We start from the raw sequence: 16,303 nt of genomic DNA, 5'->3' as shown, positions 1-16,303 counted from the left end.
CCAGGCGCAGGGGTCCGATCCGGTGCTCGCGTCGTAGCCGCAGGACGTGTTCCTCGACTGCGGCCGCGGTCCGCCGCGGCTGGCGGTGCGGGCGGCTGGAGCGGTCACTCATTCCGGCGACACCCAGCGTGCGGTAGCGGGCGGCCCAGCGGGCGGCGGTGGTGTGGCTGACCTGGAAACGCTCCGCGGCCCGCCGCACGGGCCAGCCGTCGTCCACGACACAGCGGGCCAGCCGAAGTCGTCCGGTCTCGGTCAGCGGGGCATTACGGTGGACCACGAGGGCCTCCTCGGAACGATGTAGATGTCGCAATCCACACCGAACCCGCAGGCCCTCACCCATTTCAAGAACCCAGCACGCGTGTCACCAACGTCCCCGGACAACACATCTAGGCCGTACCGTCACTCCCGTCCCTCGACGCCCGAATGGGTCAGCGCGCGGGCGGGGTGGGTGTGGGGGTCGCAGGATGGGGGCATGGGTCGAAACTTGGTGCGGGGTGCCGTGGCCGTCGTCGTCGCTCTCGGGCTGGCCGGGGTCAGCGGCTGTTCCGACGGCGGTGAGGGCAAGCCCGAGGCCGGCGGGACTCCGGGGGCCGCGCCCCTGAAGTGGGGGGAGTGCGAGGCTCCGGACGTCGCCGAAGGCGGCGGGCAGGCGCCGCCCAAGGACTGGGAGTGCGCCACGCTCCACGTCCCCCTCGACTACGCCAAGCCCGAGGGCGAGACGATCCCGCTGGCCCTGATCCGGGCCAAGGCCCGGGACAAGAACAAGCGGCTCGGCTCGCTCGTGTTCAACTTCGGCGGCCCCGGCGGATCCGGGATCAGTACGCTGCCCGGCGCCGCCAAGGAGTACGAGGCCCTGCGGGCGCGCTACGACCTCGTCAGCTTCGATCCGCGCGGCGTGGGGCGCAGCGCCCCCGTCCTGTGCGAGGACGACAAGCAGCTCGACGCCTACTACGCGCAGGACTCCTCGCCCGAGACGCCCGAGGAGGAGAAGGCCTTCCTCGGGAACCTGGAGAAGTACAAGAACGCCTGCAAGGCCAGGTCCGGGCACCTGCTGCCCTACGTCGGCACCGAGAACGCCGCCCGCGACCTCGACCGGATCCGCCAGGCCCTCGGCGACGAGAAGCTGAACTACTTCGGGATCTCCTACGGCACCGAGCTGGGCGGGGTCTACGCCCACCTCTTCCCCAAGAACGTCGGCCGGGCCGTCTTCGACGCCGTCGTCGATCCGACGCAGAACTCCGAGGAGGGGGCTCTCGGCCAGGCCAAGGGGTTCCAGCTCGCCCTCGGCAACTTCGCGCAGGACTGCGTGAACCGGGGCGACGAGTGCCGGCTCCAGGGCAGCACCCCCAAGGAGATCGAGGACAACATCATCAAGCTCCAGAAGAGCCTTGCCGCCAAGCCCATCCCCGGCATCGGCGGCCGGATGCTCACCGACTCCGCCGCCACGAACGGCATCGCCCAGGCCCTGTACTCCCAGGAACTGTGGCCACTGCTGGAGCAGGGGCTCGACGAGGCCGAGGGCGGGCAGGGGCAGCTGCTGATGGCGCTGTCCGACGCGCTCAACGGCCGCGACCAGCAGGGGCACTACAGCAACATCGGCGCCGCCAACACGGCGATCAACTGCGCCGACTCCAAGGGCCGGTACACGCTGGCGCAGACCAAGGAGAAGCTGCCCGCCTTCCGTGCGGCCTCCCCCGTCTTCGGGGACTTCCTCGGCTGGGCGATGATGAGCTGCACCGACTGGCCCGTCCCCGGCGCCTGGGAGACCCCGGACGTCTCCGCCCCCGGGTCGGCGCCCATCCTGGTGATCGGCAACACCGGCGACCCCGCGACCCCGTACGAGGGCGCCCGCAAGATGGTGGAGCGGCTCGGTCCCGGCGTCGGCGTGGAGCTCACGTACAAGGGCGAGGGACACGGCGCCTACAACAGCGGCGACAAGTGCGTGCAGGCCGCGGTGAACGGCTACCTGCTGGACGGCAAGGTGCCCCCCGCCGACACCGTCTGCACCAAGGCGGCCGCCCCGCCCAGCGAGGAGGCCCCCACCCCGGTCGCGGGGTGAGGGCCTCGAACGCTCGGGCGCGCGGAGCGTCGCACCGGTCCAGTGGTGCCCCGGCCTGGTACACCGGCCTCTAGTACACCGGCTTCTCGGGCTCGATCTGGTGGACCCAGCCGATCACGCCGCCGCCAACGTGGACGGCGTCCGCGAAGCCCGCGGACTTCAGGACCGCGAGGACTTCCGCACTGCGGACACCCGTCTTGCAGTGCAAGACGATGCGCTTGTCCTGCGGGAGGTCCTGGAGGGCGGTGCCCATCAGGAACTCGCCCTTGGGGATCAGCTTCGCGCCGGGGATCGAGACGATCTCGTACTCGTTCTTCTCGCGGACGTCGATGATCTCGATCGGCTCGTCCCCGTCGATCCACTCCTTGAGCTGCTTCGGAGTGATGGTGGAGCCGAGCGCCGCCTCCTGGGCCTCTTCCGACACGACGCCGCAGAAGGCCTCGTAGTCGATGAGTTCGGTGACCGTCGCGTTCGGGCCGCACACCGCGCAGTCGGGGTCCTTGCGGACCTTGACCTGCCGGTACTGCATCTCCAGGGCGTCGTAGATCATCAGGCGGCCGACCAGCGGCTCGCCGACGCCGGTGAGGACCTTGATGGCCTCCGTCACCTGGATCGACCCGATGGACGCGCAGAGCACGCCCAGCACGCCGCCCTCGGCGCAGCTCGGGACCATGCCCGGCGGCGGGGGCTCCGGGTACAGGCAGCGGTAGCACGGCCCGTGCTCGGACCAGAAGACCGAGGCCTGGCCGTCGAAGCGGTAGATCGAACCCCATACGTACGGCTTGTTCAGCAGCACGCAGGCGTCGTTGACGAGGTAGCGCGTGGCGAAGTTGTCCGTGCCGTCGACGATGAGGTCGTACTGGCTGAAGATCTCCATCACGTTCTCGGCTTCGAGCCGCTCCTCGTGAAGGACCACGTTCACGTACGGGTTGATGCCCAGCACGCTGTCCCGCGCGGACTCGGCCTTGGAACGGCCGATGTCCGACTGGCTGTGGATGATCTGGCGCTGGAGATTCGACTCGTCGACCTCGTCGAACTCCACGATGCCCAGCGTGCCGACACCGGCCGCGGCCAGGTACATGAGGGCGGGCGAGCCGAGGCCGCCCGCGCCCACGGCCAGCACCTTGGCGTTCTTCAGGCGCTTCTGGCCGTCCATCCCGACGTCCGGGATGATCAGGTGGCGGGAGTACCGACGGACCTCGTCAACGGTGAGCTCAGCAGCTGGCTCGACCAGGGGTGGCAGCGACACGGGGACTCCGTAGATGGTTACGTCGTAACGGTGGTTCTCCCCGTAACACTGCCACGCCCTTCTTCATTCCGAGACACCCGGTCCGATCTGCGAGACGATTTCGTCCCAGTACGCGGGCATCGAGGCCCACGGGTCGCGGCCTCCGGCGTCGCCGCGGTCGGTGAACCAGATCGTGCCGGCGCCCTGCCAGCGCGCGATCCGCACCGCCTCCTCCAGGTGGGAGCGCGGCACCCCGTGGACCAGGTGGCAGAAGCGCTCGGGCGGGTGCTCGGCGGTCCACTCCGCCACCTGAGACCAGCGGTAGTCGGCCCACGCCCCGGAGAACGTGACCAGTTGGTCGGCGGCGTCCGCGTAGCCCTCGTACGGGTGCGTGCCGTGGCCCAGCACGAGGTGCAGCTCCTCGCCGAGGCCGCGCAGGGCGTCGACGACCCGGCGCACCGCGGCCAGCTCGGCCCGGTCCGCCGGGGCTCCGGCCAGGTAGAAGCCGCCGACCCGGTACCAGTCGAGGAACCGGTGGGCGTCGGAGACCAGCTCACCGAACGAGCGCGCGCCGTCTCGCATCGCGAGATGGCCGAGGACCGTCCCGCCGGCCTCCCGGAGCCTGCCCGCGGCCTCGGTGCAGTGCGGGTCGGGCCGGCCGCCGGGCCCGTCCGCGACGTTGAGCACCGTCCAGTGCAGCGGGGTACCGGGCCGGGTCAGCTCGGCCCATTCGACCGGCGCGAGCAGCGGGTGCGCGTACCCGGGGACGCCGAGGCCGAGGCGGCCGGCCTCGGTCGCGGCGGCCGCCGTGGCCGCGGTCGTCAGATGCGGCACGCCGCCTCCATCCAGATGTCCGCGAGGGACTCCTCCAGGCCGATCCGGGGCCGCCAGCCCAGCCGGTCGCGGGCCGTGCGCACGTCGGCCTGCTGCCAGGCGCCGCAGCCGTCCGGGTAGGGGTACGGCTGCGTCACGGCCCCGCCGGCGGCGAGCTGCTCGGCCGTCGCCTCGGAGCGCGGCGAGCCGATGGCGGCGAGCCCCGGCCGGCCGCCGGCCTGGTGGGCGTGGCCGTGCCCGGCGCCGAGGCCGTGGCCCGGCCCGTGGCCGTGTCCCTGGCCGTGCTGGCCCTGCTGCGGTAGGTCCAGCTCGTGCAGGGCTCCTCCGTACCCGGCGACCCGGGCCAGCACCGCCGCCGCGTCGCGCAGCCGGACCGCGCGCCCGGTGCCGATGTTGACGACGCCCTGGGCGGCGGAGAGGGAGGCGGCGTGCACGGCCCGCGCCACGTCCCGTACGTCCACGAAGTCGCGCTGGACACCGAGGCCGCTGAGCTTGAGCTCGCCGTCCCCGTTCTGCATCGCGCGGCGCATGGCCTCGGCGAGCCGGCCGAGCGGGGACCCGGCGGGGGTGCCGGGCCCGACGGGCGAGAAGATCCGCAGGACGACCGCGTCCAGCCCCGACCCGAGCACCAGCTCGGTGGCGGCCAGCTTGCTGACGCCGTACGGCCCGCCCGGTCTCGGCACGGCGTCCTCGGCCGTGGAGGATCCGGGCTGGCTGGGCCCGTACTCGGCGGCGCAGCCGAGCTGGACGAGCCGGGCCCCGCAGCCGCTGCGGCGCAGGGATTCGCAGATGGTGGCCACGGCGACGGTGTTGTGCCGGGTCAGCTCCCGTGCCCCGCCGCGGGTGGCCCCGGCGCAGTTGATGACGACGCCGGGGTGGACCGCGTCGAGGAACCGGGTGAGGGCGCCGGGGCTGCCGGTGGCGAGGTCGAAGCGGACGTCCGCGTCATCGCCGCGGCCGAGCGCGGTGAGCTGGACGGCGGGGTCGGCGAGCAGCCGGTCGGCGACGTAGCGCCCGAGGTATCCGTTGGCTCCGATCAGCAGCACCCTCATCGCGCGGCCCCGTGGTTGGTTGGCTGGCCGGTCATCCTGTGTCTCCTTGGTCGATGGGCAGGGGGGTCGGGGTAAGGGCAGGGGAATAGGGGGCGGGTACGGCGCCTCGGCGACCGCTCCGAAGGGGCGGAGGCGGACGGGCGCGGTCCGGCCGGGCTCAGGGCCGGGCGTGCGCGGACGCCCGGGACAGCGTGAGGACGGCCTGTACGAGGAGCCCCGCCGCGGCGGCGGGAACCGCCAGCGGGGTCGGGACCAGGGCGAGGGCCAGGGCCGCGGCGACGGGCCCGCGCGGAGCCCCGTGCCCCAGCAGCAGGCGGGTCAGGAACAGCAGCACGGCGAGCGGTACGGCGACGCCGAGCGGGGTCCCGGCCAGCGCGGCCGCCCCCGCGGCGGCCGCTGCGAAGGCGAGGACGGCCAGGGCGAGCAGCGGTCGGGCCCGGTCGGCGAAGTCCTCCAGAGCCCGGCTCCCGGCGAGCCGGCTCCGGGCGCGGGCGGCGAACACGGCGCCGGCCAGGTGCCCGGGGGCCGCGGCCAGGGCGAGAGCGGCCCCGAGCGGGGCGCCGTGGCGGTACACCGCCCAGCCCACGGCGGCCGCGGCGATCAGCAGCACGGCGTACGGGAACCGCCCGGGGGCGGCCCGTCCGGGACTGGCGGGCCACACCAGTGCGGCGACGGTGACGAGCACGGCGGCGGGCCCGGCGAACGGCATCCCGGCGGCGGCCGCCCCGAGCGCGAGGGCGCCGGGGAGCAGGGCGCAGCCGAAGCCGCGTAAGGCCCGGGCGTCGGCGGGCAGGGCGGCGGAGGGCGCGGCCGGCTCGTCCCCGCGCGGGGTACGGGCGTACAGCTCCTCCGCGAGCGAGAACACGTCCCGGTGCCGGAAGCGCGCGGCGGTGCGGTCGGTGATGCCCTGCGCCTCCAGCCCGGCGGCGATCTCCAGCGGGTCCACGGCCCGCTCGCACAGGGCCCGGTGGCGGTGCAGCAGCAGCTTGACGGGGTCCCCGGCGGCCCTGCGGCGGGGGGCCGGGGCGACGGGGGCGGCTTCGTCCAGGGTCATACGGTCGCCTCCTTGGCCGTGGTGGTGGTCGTGTCCGGGGTGCCCGGGGTGCCCGGTGCGTCCGGTGCGTGCGGGGTACGGGGAGCCCCCGGGGCGTCCGGAGCGCCCGGGGACTTCGCGGAAGCCGCCCCCGGCTCCGCCCACGAAGGACTCGTCCAGTGGCCCGGAACCCGGGCCTCCAGGGGCTGTTCGAACGGGACCCCGCCCTCCGCCCGGGCCGGTCCGCGGGCCAGCAGCTGGAGGTAGATCTCCCGGAAGGCGGCCACGTTCTGCTCGACGGTGAACAGCTCCAGGGCGCGCGCCCGGGCCGCCGCGCCCAGCCGGTGGGCCCGCTCCGGATCGCGCAGCAGCGACAGGCACGCGTCGGCCAGCGCCTGCGGATTGCGCGGCGGAACGACCAGTCCCGTACCGCCGATGACCTCGCACACGGCGCCGACGTCGGTGGAGACGGTGGCCCGGCCGCAGAGCATCGCCTCGGCCAGCGTGATCGGGAACCCCTCGATCACGGAGGACAGCACGACCACCCGCCCGGAGCCGTACGCGTGGGCGGACGTGGGGGCTTCGGGGCCGCCGATCTCCTCGAAGGTGACCGGGTTCTCCCCGACCGTGACGGCGTCGGCGGCCTCGTCGGGGAAGAGCTGCGCGGCGAGCGAGCGGCAGTCGGCGAGGTAGCCGGGGACCACGGCGGTCGCGAAGATCCGCAGCCGGGTCTGCGGCGCGGCCCGGCGCACATCGGCGAAGGCGTGCAGCAGCGCGATCAGGTCCTTGGCGGGCTCTATCCGCCCGACCCAGACCAGGGTGTCGGGGTCCCCGCGGTCGGGGTCCTCGCCGACGGTGGCGAATCGGTCCGCCTCCATCCCCGGGTAGACCGTCCGCAGCCGGTCACGGGTGGCGCCGCAGCGCTCCTGCCAGCGCCGGGCGTGCGCGTTGCCGGGGGTGAGGAGGTCGGCCTCGGCGTAGATCTCGGCGGCCAGCCGCGTGTGGAACGCCGCCAGCAGGGCCCGTACGGCCGGCCGCGGAGCGGCCCCCCCGGCCGCCGGCCCGGGCGGGTCCGCCGCGTGCTCCAGGTAGTGCGCCCGCAGCTGGACCCCGTACTCCGTGACCAGCAGCGGAACCCCGAAGAAGCGTTTGGCCAGCAGGCCGGGGAGCGCGGCGATCCCGCCCGCCGCCGCGTGGCAGACGTCCACCTCGCGCAGGTCCTCGTACCAGTCGAGGGACAACGGCCGCAGCAGCCGCTCCAGTTCGTCGACGAAGTCCAGCAGGTCGGCCACCTGGGCGCGCTGTACGGAGCGGCGCGCGCCGCTCGCCCTGCAGCCCGCCTCCACCGCCCGTACCGCGGTCTCGGAGCGCAGGGCCGCGTACATCCCGCCCTGTTCGCGGGCGAGTTCGGCCAGTCCGTACAGACCGGAGGCGAAGGAGTCGGGCTCCGGATCGCCCGAGCAGATCCCGCGGACCAGCTCCTTGAAGCTGTCGGCGAAGCGCCGGCGCTCACGGCGGGAGTACGTGCGCCCGTCGTCCGCCGGGGCCCAGAGCGGGGCGGTCCAGACGCGGGTGACGTGCTCGGGCAGGACGACGCGGCCGCGCTCCTCCTGCTCGGCGCTGCGGCTCAGGGCGTAGAGCTCGAACTCGTGCTGCGGCAGTCCGCGGACCAGCCGGTCGCACCACAGCCGCGCCTCTCCCGTCGCATACGGATAACCACCTTCCGTGAGCAGTCCGATCCGCACGAGTGGCACCCCCGATCTCCCGTTCAGGCGGTCGCCGTGGTCCGGTGACCCGCCGCGGGAAACTCAAGCGGATATGCCGAAGGCGCGACGGACGGTTGTCCGTCGCGCCACCGGAAGGGGTGAAGAGTCGTAACTTTCGCCCACGACCCGCGTTCGAGCGCGCTAGAAAGGGCCTGCGGCCCTCGTGCCCCGGGCGCCGGTCAACCTCCGGGGAACACCCACGGGTTGGGCTTGCACTGGATCCCGCCGATGTCGAGGGACTTCGTCTGCTGCTGCATGATCGGCGCGAGGGCGCCCGGGGTCTGGCAGTTCACGTGCCCGTGCCCGAGGCGGTGGCCGACCTCGTGGTTGATGAGCATCTGCCGGTACGCGAACATCTGGTCCGCCCCGTACGTCGGCGAGCCCTGCGCCCAGCGGAACGCGTTGATCATGACCCGCTCGGTGCTCGCGGAGTCACAGCTGACGTTGTCGACGGTGGTGTCCAGGTCGGACTTGGCGCACCACACGGCGGTGGTGCCCGGGCTGGCCAGCGTGATGACGAAGTCGGCCTCGCCGCCTGGCACCCGCTCGAAGGTCTTGGTCCCGCCGTGGCCCCAGCTGCGGTCGTCGTTGAGGGTGCGGTGGACGGCCTCGGCGAACAGCTGCGCGTCCAGCCCGAGCCCCTGCTCCACGTCGACCCGGTAGCGGACCTTCTTGCCCTTGCCGGGCGCCGGAGCCACCCCGGGGACGGTGTCGAAGGTGCCGGACCCCTTCAGCTTCTCGTCGATGGGGAACTGCCGGGCCATCTGCTGCTCGTACGACAGCTCCACCGCGGGCGCGGCCGGAGCGGCGGACGCGGCCGGCGTCCCGCGGCGGTCGGCGCGGGAGGCGGCCGACGTGCCGGCCTCGGCGCGCTTCTGGGCGCCGCCGGCGGCGCTCGCGGTGGCGGAGGACCCGGCGTCCCCGTCGCCGGCCATCTGCACGGCGACGACGACGGCGAGCGCGGTCGTGACCGCCGCCGCGGCCATCCCGGCGTACGTACGGACCTTCCGCCCGCGCCCGGAGGCGGGCGGCTCCTCGGCGGGAGCGGCCGCCGGGGCGGGGGCGGCGGGCGCGGCCGCCGGGGCGCCCGCCGTCACCGGGGCGCGCGGCCCGGGCACCCGGCGGTGCGAGCCGGTGGAGGTCAGGGGGTCGGCCGCGGGCTGCGGGAGGGTCACCCGGGGGAAGCCGACCGCGGGGGTGCCGAAGGCCGGGGTGTCGGTGTCCGGTGCTGCGGCGGCCGAACGCGGCGGCCGCGGGACGCCGCGCCAGTCCCCGTACACCGCGTCGGTCTCCGCGCCCCAGGCGCCGCCGGGCTCGCGCTGCTCGGGGTGGCCGCCGCGGGGCTCCTCGTACGCGGGGTACCCGCCGGAGGGCCACGGCTCCTCGTGCGGCCGGTGCTCCTCGCGCGGGCGCTGCCCGTCGCCGTGCCGGTTCCGTCCCTCGGACGGACGCCTCTCGAACACGGACGGCTCCGCCGCGGACCGTCCCGCCGGGGCGGGCTGCTCCGCGTACGCCGGCTGCTGCGCGTACGACGCGGGCTCCTCGTACGACGGGTGCTCCCCGGAGGGGCGGCGCTCCCCGAAGAGGGACCGCTCCTCGTACGGGAAGGCCGCCGCGGGCTCCGTCTCCGGGGCCGGGCGGACAGGGGCGGGGGCCGGAGCGGGCCCCTTGCGACTATGTCGTCCCACGGTCCTCAGCCTCTGCCGTCTTCGGTATCCCGGATGTCGAGCGTGTCCTGCGTGTCGCGCGTGTCCTGCGTGTCGCCCGCGGCCGGAGCGGTGTCGCGCAGCAGCTCCCGGAAGGCCTGCGCCACGACCTCGGGGTACTCCATCATCGCCACGTGCCCGGCCCGGGGAAGGGTAAGCAGCCGCGAACCCCGGAAGGAGGCCGCCGCCTTCTGCGCCATACGGTACGAGACCAGTTGGTCCCGGCCACCGTAGACCAGCAGGGTCGGGGCGAGCACCCGCTGCGCCTGGCGCCACAGTCCGTGCTGGCCGCCGAGGGTGTAGGCGTCGACGATGCCGCGCGAGGAGCGGGTCATCGCCTCCCAGAAGTAGGGGAGGGCCATCCGCCGCTCCATCTCCGTGACGGCGTGCGCGAAGCCCTCCGGTGTCACCCGGGAGAGGTCCCCGTAACACAGGGCCGTCACCCCGCGGGTGCGCTCCTCGGCGCTCAGCCCGCGGGTGAGCCGTACGACCAGCGAGGCCATCCCGGGTACGGCGAGCAGGGCGGTCGGCACGGCCGACCGCTGCACGCGCAGCTCGGGCAGCGCGGGCGAGATCAGGGTGAGCGTGCGCACGAGGTCGGGTCGGACGGCCGCGACGCGGGTGGAGACGGCGCCGCCGAGGGAGTTGCCGAAGAGGTGGACGGGGCCGCGGCCGGCGGCGTCGAGGTGCCGGATGACCGCGCGGGCCAGCGACGTGACCGAGTAGTCCCGGTCGGCGGGCGGCGGGGACCAGCCGAAGCCGGGCAGGTCGACGGCCTCGCCGTCGACGGTGTCCTCCAGCTGTGCCATGAGGTCCGTCCAGTTCGTCGACGAACCGCCGAGCCCGTGGACGAACAGCGCGGGGGGCAGACCCGCGCGCCGCGGGGGCCGGGACCGGACGGTGAGCTCCAGTCCGGGCAGCGCCACCGTGCGCAGCTGCTCCCCCTCGGCGACGTGGACGGCTCCCACCTGGGGGGACGCTTCGGATGCGGATCGCACACCCGGCAGCTCGGTCGAAGACATGCGGTCAATGTTACGAGACGATCACGTCCGGACTCTTGTGTTCGGCGTCACAGATGCATGGGGATCCGCGTAGCGGGGTATTCGCGATCCTCCTACGCTCATAGATGGGGCAGGCCACAGGGACGGCCGGCCCACGAGGGGCGAGGGAAGAAGGGGAGCCACATGACCATCGACCCCGCAGAGCCGGAAACCTTCCAGGAGCGTTTCCCGGAGACCCTCGACGCCGAGGCGCCCGAGGCCGATGCGGCGGAACAGCTGGCCGAGCTGCAACCGGACGACGACGACCGGGTCACCGGGGTGGACCGCGGCGAGGCCGCGGACGGGGACGCCGCCGAGCAGGCGCGGGTGGTGACCCTGGACGAGGACGACTACCGCTGACCAGCGTCTCCGGGCGGTCTCGGGCGGTCCGTCAAGCGAGAAAACTCGGCTTGGACCCTACAGATTCGGTTACCGAAAAGTACGATGGCCGCGCGGCGCAGAGCGCACTGTGTTCTTAGAGAAAGTGGGAGGCGGCGTGACAGCCATCGAGCAGACCGAGGCAGCGCGTCCCCGGGGCACGCGACTGCCGCGCCGAGCCCGACGCAATCAGCTCCTGGGCGCGGCCCAGGAGGTCTTCGTCGCGCAGGGTTACCACGCGGCGGCGATGGACGACATCGCGGAGCGGGCGGGCGTCAGCAAGCCCGTGCTGTACCAGCACTTCCCGGGCAAGCTGGACCTCTACCTGGCGCTGCTGGACCAGCACTGCGAGGCCCTGCTGCTCGCGGTGCGCACGGCGCTCGCGTCGACGACGGACAACAAGCTGCGCGTGGCCGCGACCATGGACGCCTACTTCGCGTACGTGGAGGACGAGGGCGGCGCGTTCCGGCTGGTCTTCGAGTCCGACCTGACGAACGAGCCGGCGGTGCGCGAGCGCGTCGACCGCGTCTCGCTCCAGTGCGCCGAGGCCATCTCCGACGTCATCGCCGAGGACACCGGCCTGTCCAAGGACGAGTCGATGCTGCTGGCCGTGGGCCTGGGCGGGGTCTCGCAGGTCGTGGCCCGGTACTGGCTCTCCAGCGAGAGCCCGGTCGCCCGCGACACGGCGGTGGGCCTGCTGACCTCGCTGGCCTGGCGCGGCATCGCCGGATTCCCGCTGCACGGCACGGAGGGCGGCCAGGCCCCGCAGGCCTGACCGGGAAAGCCAGGCCGGGAAAGCCCGGCCGGGAAGGCTGGACCAGGAAGGCCCGGCCTGCCGGCGGGGCGTGGTGTTCGCTGCGAGCGTGTCCGGTGCGCCGCATCCGGGTCCCCTCTCCGGGCTAATGTGGACCGGGTACGGCGCGGCTGATCGCGCACAACCGACCATCGGAGGGACAAAGCCGTGGAGGTCAAGATCGGCGTGCAGCACGCACCCCGGGAGATCGTGCTGGAGAGCGACTTGAGCGCCGAGGAGCTGGAGCGTGTCGTCACCGCCGCGCTGACCGGTTCGGAGCCGCTGCTGAGCCTCACCGACAACAAGGGCCGCAAGGTCCTGGTGCCGGCCGACCGCCTGTCCTACGTCGACCTGGGCGAGCCGAGCGTGCGCAAGGTCGGTTTCGGCGCGCTCTGACGCGTCGCGACCGGCATTCGGCAGAACTGGGTGCAACGGCCCGGTGGTTGATTCCACCGGGCCGTTTCCCTTGCCTCCGCTTCGGGTAGGACCGCAGTGACCCGGTTTGCCCCTGACCTGCGGGAGACCCCCATGCTGCTGTTGGAAGTGCTCGGCTCCGCCCTCCTGGGCCTCGCCCTGGCCGGAGCGGCCCTGCGAGCGCTGGCCCAGCGGCTGCCCTCCCCGAGGACCGTGCTGGTCAGCGGGGTGTTGGGGGCGCTGTTCGGGGCCTGGCTGACGCAGTTCGCGCTCGGCCCGGGACACAACACGCTCTTCGCGACCCTGGTCGGTTCGGTGCTGGTCTCCGCGGTGGTGCTGTCGCTGCTGCTGCGCCCCGCGAGCGGGCGCCGGCGCTCATCGCGCCGGGCTCCGTTTTCGCTCCCGTCGCAGGGCTGACCGGTCCTGGAAGTGACCTGATCCATTCCCCTCCGTACTCCGTCACCTCATGCGCCGGCCCCGGCGCGGGATTCCGCGCCGGGGCCGGCGTACGAGCGGCGGGAGCCGGATCAGGCGGCGAGGCCCAGGGCGGCCATGCGCTTGGTGTGCGCCTTGGTGATGCGGGTGAACATCTCGCCGACGGCCGCCAGGTCGAAGCCGGCCGCCATCCCGTCCACGCCGCCCACCAGCATCGTGGAGAGCGCGTCGCGCTCGGCGACCACGCGCTGCGCCTGCGAGAGCGCCTCGCCCATCAGCCGGCGGGCCCACAGGGCGAGCCTGCCGCCGCAGCGGGGGTCGGCCTCGATGGCGGCGCGCACCTTCTCGACGGCGAAGCCGCCGTGGCCGGTGTCGTCGAGCACGCTCACGACGAGGGCGCGGGTGTCGGTGTCCAGGTGGGTGGCGACCTCGCGGTAGAAGTCACTGGCGATCGAGTCGCCGACGTACGCCTTGACCAGGCCCTCCAGCCAGTCCGAGGGCGCGGTCTGGCGGTGGAAGTCGTCGACGCCCTTGGCGAAGGGCTCCATGGCGGCGGTCGGCTCGGCGTCGATCGCGGCGAGCCGGTCGCGCAGCCGCTCGAAGTGGTGGAACTCCGCGGAGGCCATCTTCGCGAGCTCGGCCTTGTCGTCAAGGGTGGGCGCGAGCTTCGCGTCCTCCGCGAGGCGCTCGAAGGCGGCGAGCTCTCCGTACGCGAGCGCTCCCAGCAGGTCCACGACGGCGGCCCGGTACTGCGGCGAGGCGGAGGCGGTCGCCCAGTCCTGGGCGGCGATCCCGGTCGCCTCGGCGGCGGCGCTGTCGTCGGAGGGCGATGCGTTTTCAACGGTCGACATGCTCCGCACAATAGCCCGCCACGGCCCCGCCCCAGGCACCGCACCAGGTCACCCGTGGTCCGCCCAAACGCGACTACCAGGTGAATTCACCCGACACAGCTGCGCGATTCCGAGGTACAGTGGTAATGCGCCTGCCGGATACTCGGCGGGCCATCCGAATGAGGATGCCCGGTCGGTGGCCCGATCGGCTCCACCCGACCGCCCTCGGCGTGATGCGTACGCACATGCGTACCGCGTCTCCACGAGGGGCCCCCTCAGCGGTACGAGCGCTTGAGCGAAGGCCAGTGGTCCCGAGCAGCTTTGCACGGCTCCCCCGAACCCGGGTGGGCGCAGTACTGCAAGCCCGGCACGGTACGACCCCCCTTCGCCGCCTCGCGCCGCGTCTCACAGAAGAGGCAGCACCCTGACTACGTTCCGAGACCTCGGGATCTTTCCCGAGACGGCCGAAGCCCTTGAGGCCGTCGGCATTGTGTCCCCCTTCCCGATCCAGGAGATGACCCTCCCCGTCGCCCTTTCCGGCACGGACGTCATCGGCCAGGCCAAGACCGGAACCGGCAAGACGCTCGGCTTCGGCCTTCCCCTGCTGGAGCGGGTCGTCGTCCCCGCGGACGTCGAGGCCGGCCGGGCCACGCCCGAGCAGCTCACCGACGCCCCGCAGGCCCTCGTCGTCGTCCCCACGCGCGAGCTGTGCACCCAGGTCACCAACGACCTGCTGACCGCGGGCAAGGTCCGCAACGTCCGCGTCCTCGCCATATACGGCGGCCGCGCGTACGAGCCGCAGGTCGAGGCGCTCAAGAAGGGCGTCGACGTGATCGTCGGCACCCCGGGCCGCCTGCTCGACCTGGCCGGCCAGCGCAAGCTGGACCTGTCGCACGTCAAGGCCCTCGTCCTCGACGAGGCCGACGAGATGCTCGACCTGGGCTTCCTGCCCGACGTCGAGAAGATCATCAACTACCTCCCGGCCAAGCGCCAGACGATGCTGTTCTCGGCGACCATGCCGGGCGCGGTCATCGGCCGGGCCCGCCGGTACATGACGCAGCCGACGCACATCCGCGCCACCTCGCCCGAGGGCGAGGGCGTCACCGTCGCCAACATCAAGCAGCACGTCTTCCGTGCGCACAACATGGACAAGCCGGAGCTCGTCTCCCGCATCCTGCAGGCCGAGGGCCGCGGGCTGGCCATGATCTTCTGCCGTACGAAGCGCACGGCGGCCGACATCGCCGAGCAGCTGGAGAAGCGCGGCTTCGCGTCCGGCGCCGTCCACGGCGACCTGGGCCAGGGGGCGCGCGAGCAGGCGCTGCGCGCCTTCCGCAACGGCAAGGTCGACGTGCTGGTGTGCACCGACGTCGCCGCGCGCGGCATCGATGTCGAGGGTGTCACCCACGTCATCAACTACCAGACGCCCGAGGACGAGAAGACCTTCCTGCACCGCGTGGGCCGCACCGGCCGCGCGGGCAACAAGGGCATCGCCGTCACGCTGGTCGACTGGGACGACATCCCGCGCTGGCAGCTGATCAACAAGGCGCTGGAGCTGGACTTCCACGACCCGGTCGAGACGTACTCCACGTCCCCGCACCTGTTCGAGGAGATGAACATCCCGGCCGGCACCAAGGGCATCCTGCCGCGCGCCGAGCGCACGCGGGCCGGCCTGAAGGCCGAGGACCTGGAAGACCTGGGCGAGACCGGCGGCCGCGGTGGCCGTGGCGGTCGCGGTGACCGCGGTGACCGCGGTCCGGCCGCCGCCGCTGCCCCGGTCGAGGAGCGCGGCGACCGTACGCGCACCCCGCGCCAGCGCCGCCGTACGCGCGGCGGTACCGAGCTAGGCGCCGAGACCGCCGCCGTGACGCCGGTGGCCGAGGCCCCCGAGGCCGCGGCCGGTGACGAGGCGCGCAAGCCGCGCCGTCGTCGGACGCGCTCGGTGACCACGGCTGCCGCCGCGGCCGCCGCCGTGGCCGAGCAGGCTCCGGTCGCCACCGTCGCTCCGGTCGTCGAGGTCGCCCCCGTCGCCGTCGTGCCGGTCGCCGAGGCTCCGGCCGAGGAGGCCCCGGTCAAGGCCCGCCGCACCCGTACCCGCAAGGTCGCGGCCGCCGCGGTCTTCGCGGAGCCGGCCTTCGAGCAGGCCCCGCCGGCCGAGCCGGCCACGGCGGAGCCCGTCAGGACCGAGCCGGTCCGTGCCCGCCGGGTGCCGACCCAGAAGCCCGTCCTCGCCCAGGTGACCCCGATCGCGGAGGCTCCGGCCGAGGAGGTCGTGGTCAAGGCCCGCCGCCCCCGGACCCGCAAGGCCGTCGACGCTGCCCCGGAGCCGGACTTCCAGGTGGCCCCGATGGTGGAGCCCCCGGTCCGGGCCCGCCGCGCGGCCCCCGCCCGGACCCGCAAGGCCGTGGCGGCCGCTCCGGTCGCCGAGGCCGTCGCGGTGGCCGAGGAGGCCCCGGCCAAGCCGAAGCGCACGCGGACCCGCAAGGCCGCCGCAGCGGTCGCCGAGGCTCCGGTCGCCGAGGCCGTCGCCGTGGCCGAGGAGGCCCCCGCGAAGCCGAAGCGCACGCGGACCCGCAAGGCCGCCGCTCCCGTCGTGGAGACCGCGCAGGCCTGATCCCCGCAGCGCCGTCCGGTGGCCCGGTCCCCTTCCGAGGGGACGCTGTTGGCTAACTCCGCCCCGCTGGATCTGATCCGGCGGGGCGGAGTGCTGCGTAGGGGCTGATGCGGGTGGGTGCTCG

General features: G+C 73.8%; 15 protein-coding genes. 6 read left to right on the top strand and 9 right to left on the bottom strand.

From position 1 onward, the window contains the following. The coding region (locus tag ACS04_RS36445) for a leucine zipper domain-containing protein (protein ID WP_158977384.1) at positions 1-277 on the bottom strand (277 nt) is incomplete at its 3' end. Positions 278-472: 195 nt separating this feature from the next. On the opposite strand from ACS04_RS36445, the gene ACS04_RS21130 reads away from it, so the two are divergent. Continuing rightward, a complete protein-coding gene (locus ACS04_RS21130; RefSeq protein WP_048478257.1) occupies positions 473-2,059 on the top strand; it encodes an alpha/beta hydrolase in 1,587 nt (528 codons plus the stop codon). Between the two features lie 70 nt (positions 2,060-2,129). Here the strand turns inward: ACS04_RS21130 and moeZ are convergent, their stop codons facing one another. The 7 genes from moeZ to ACS04_RS21095 form a co-directional block, all read right to left on the bottom strand. Next, complete coding sequence (gene moeZ / locus ACS04_RS21125) at positions 2,130-3,308, bottom strand: adenylyltransferase/sulfurtransferase MoeZ (protein ID WP_048478256.1); 1,179 nt, start codon at positions 3,306-3,308, stop codon at positions 2,130-2,132. A gap of 63 nt (positions 3,309-3,371) precedes the next feature. Beyond that, a complete protein-coding gene (locus ACS04_RS21120) occupies positions 3,372-4,121 on the bottom strand; it encodes a spherulation-specific family 4 protein (RefSeq protein WP_048478255.1) in 750 nt (249 codons plus the stop codon). After that, positions 4,109-5,173, bottom strand: a complete 1,065-nt coding sequence (locus tag ACS04_RS21115; RefSeq protein WP_048478254.1) for an SDR family oxidoreductase — start codon at positions 5,171-5,173, stop codon at positions 4,109-4,111. The genes ACS04_RS21120 and ACS04_RS21115 overlap by 13 nt, the downstream gene beginning before the upstream one ends. Before the next feature lie 157 nt (positions 5,174-5,330). Further along, positions 5,331-6,227: a hypothetical protein gene (locus ACS04_RS21110; RefSeq protein ID WP_048478253.1), complete on the bottom strand. Its 897-nt coding sequence runs from the start codon at positions 6,225-6,227 to the stop codon at positions 5,331-5,333. Continuing rightward, a complete protein-coding gene (gene pelF, locus ACS04_RS21105) occupies positions 6,224-7,951 on the bottom strand; it encodes a GT4 family glycosyltransferase PelF (protein ID WP_078865077.1) in 1,728 nt (575 codons plus the stop codon). Before pelF ends, ACS04_RS21110 begins: the two co-directional genes overlap by 4 nt. A 200-nt stretch (positions 7,952-8,151) precedes the next feature. Continuing rightward, positions 8,152-9,660, bottom strand: a complete 1,509-nt coding sequence (locus tag ACS04_RS21100; protein ID WP_048478252.1) for a DUF3152 domain-containing protein — start codon at positions 9,658-9,660, stop codon at positions 8,152-8,154. A gap of 5 nt (positions 9,661-9,665) precedes the next feature. Further along, positions 9,666-10,700, bottom strand: coding sequence for an alpha/beta fold hydrolase (locus tag ACS04_RS21095; protein WP_078865075.1), 1,035 nt, complete (start codon positions 10,698-10,700; stop codon positions 9,666-9,668). 162 nt (positions 10,701-10,862) lie between these two features. On the opposite strand from ACS04_RS21095, the gene ACS04_RS21090 reads away from it, so the two are divergent. The 4 genes from ACS04_RS21090 (at position 10,863) to ACS04_RS21075 (ending at position 12,720) form a co-directional block, all read left to right on the top strand. Continuing rightward, positions 10,863-11,078 carry a hypothetical protein gene (locus tag ACS04_RS21090; protein WP_048478251.1) on the top strand — a complete coding sequence of 72 codons (216 nt, stop codon included), beginning with the start codon at positions 10,863-10,865 and terminating at the stop codon, positions 11,076-11,078. A gap of 136 nt (positions 11,079-11,214) precedes the next feature. Next, positions 11,215-11,871: a TetR/AcrR family transcriptional regulator gene (locus ACS04_RS21085; protein ID WP_030153469.1), complete on the top strand. Its 657-nt coding sequence runs from the start codon at positions 11,215-11,217 to the stop codon at positions 11,869-11,871. A gap of 186 nt (positions 11,872-12,057) precedes the next feature. Then, positions 12,058-12,285 carry a DUF3107 domain-containing protein gene (locus tag ACS04_RS21080; protein ID WP_048478250.1) on the top strand — a complete coding sequence of 76 codons (228 nt, stop codon included), beginning with the start codon at positions 12,058-12,060 and terminating at the stop codon, positions 12,283-12,285. 132 nt (positions 12,286-12,417) lie between these two features. Next, the gene (locus ACS04_RS21075) at positions 12,418-12,720 is read left to right on the top strand and encodes a hypothetical protein (protein ID WP_398025550.1); all 303 of its coding nucleotides are present in this window, start codon (positions 12,418-12,420) and stop codon (positions 12,718-12,720) included. A gap of 110 nt (positions 12,721-12,830) precedes the next feature. On the opposite strand, the gene ACS04_RS21070 is transcribed toward ACS04_RS21075, so the two are convergent. After that, positions 12,831-13,589 (bottom strand): ferritin-like fold-containing protein, encoded by a 759-nt coding sequence (locus ACS04_RS21070; protein ID WP_048478249.1) that lies wholly within the window; start codon positions 13,587-13,589, stop codon positions 12,831-12,833. Between the two features lie 493 nt (positions 13,590-14,082). Here ACS04_RS21070 and ACS04_RS21065 point away from each other — a divergent pair, with 493 nt between their 5' ends. Continuing rightward, positions 14,083-16,179, top strand: a complete 2,097-nt coding sequence (locus ACS04_RS21065; RefSeq protein ID WP_280921016.1) for a DEAD/DEAH box helicase — start codon at positions 14,083-14,085, stop codon at positions 16,177-16,179. Positions 16,180-16,303: the final 124 nt, after the last annotated feature.

The organism is Streptomyces roseus (genome assembly GCF_001044425.1).
Taxonomy (GTDB): Bacteria; Actinomycetota; Actinomycetes; order Streptomycetales; family Streptomycetaceae; genus Streptomyces; species Streptomyces roseus.
The sequence above is the reverse complement of the archived record's forward strand: the minus strand, read 5'-3'. Positions and strand labels throughout refer to the sequence as shown.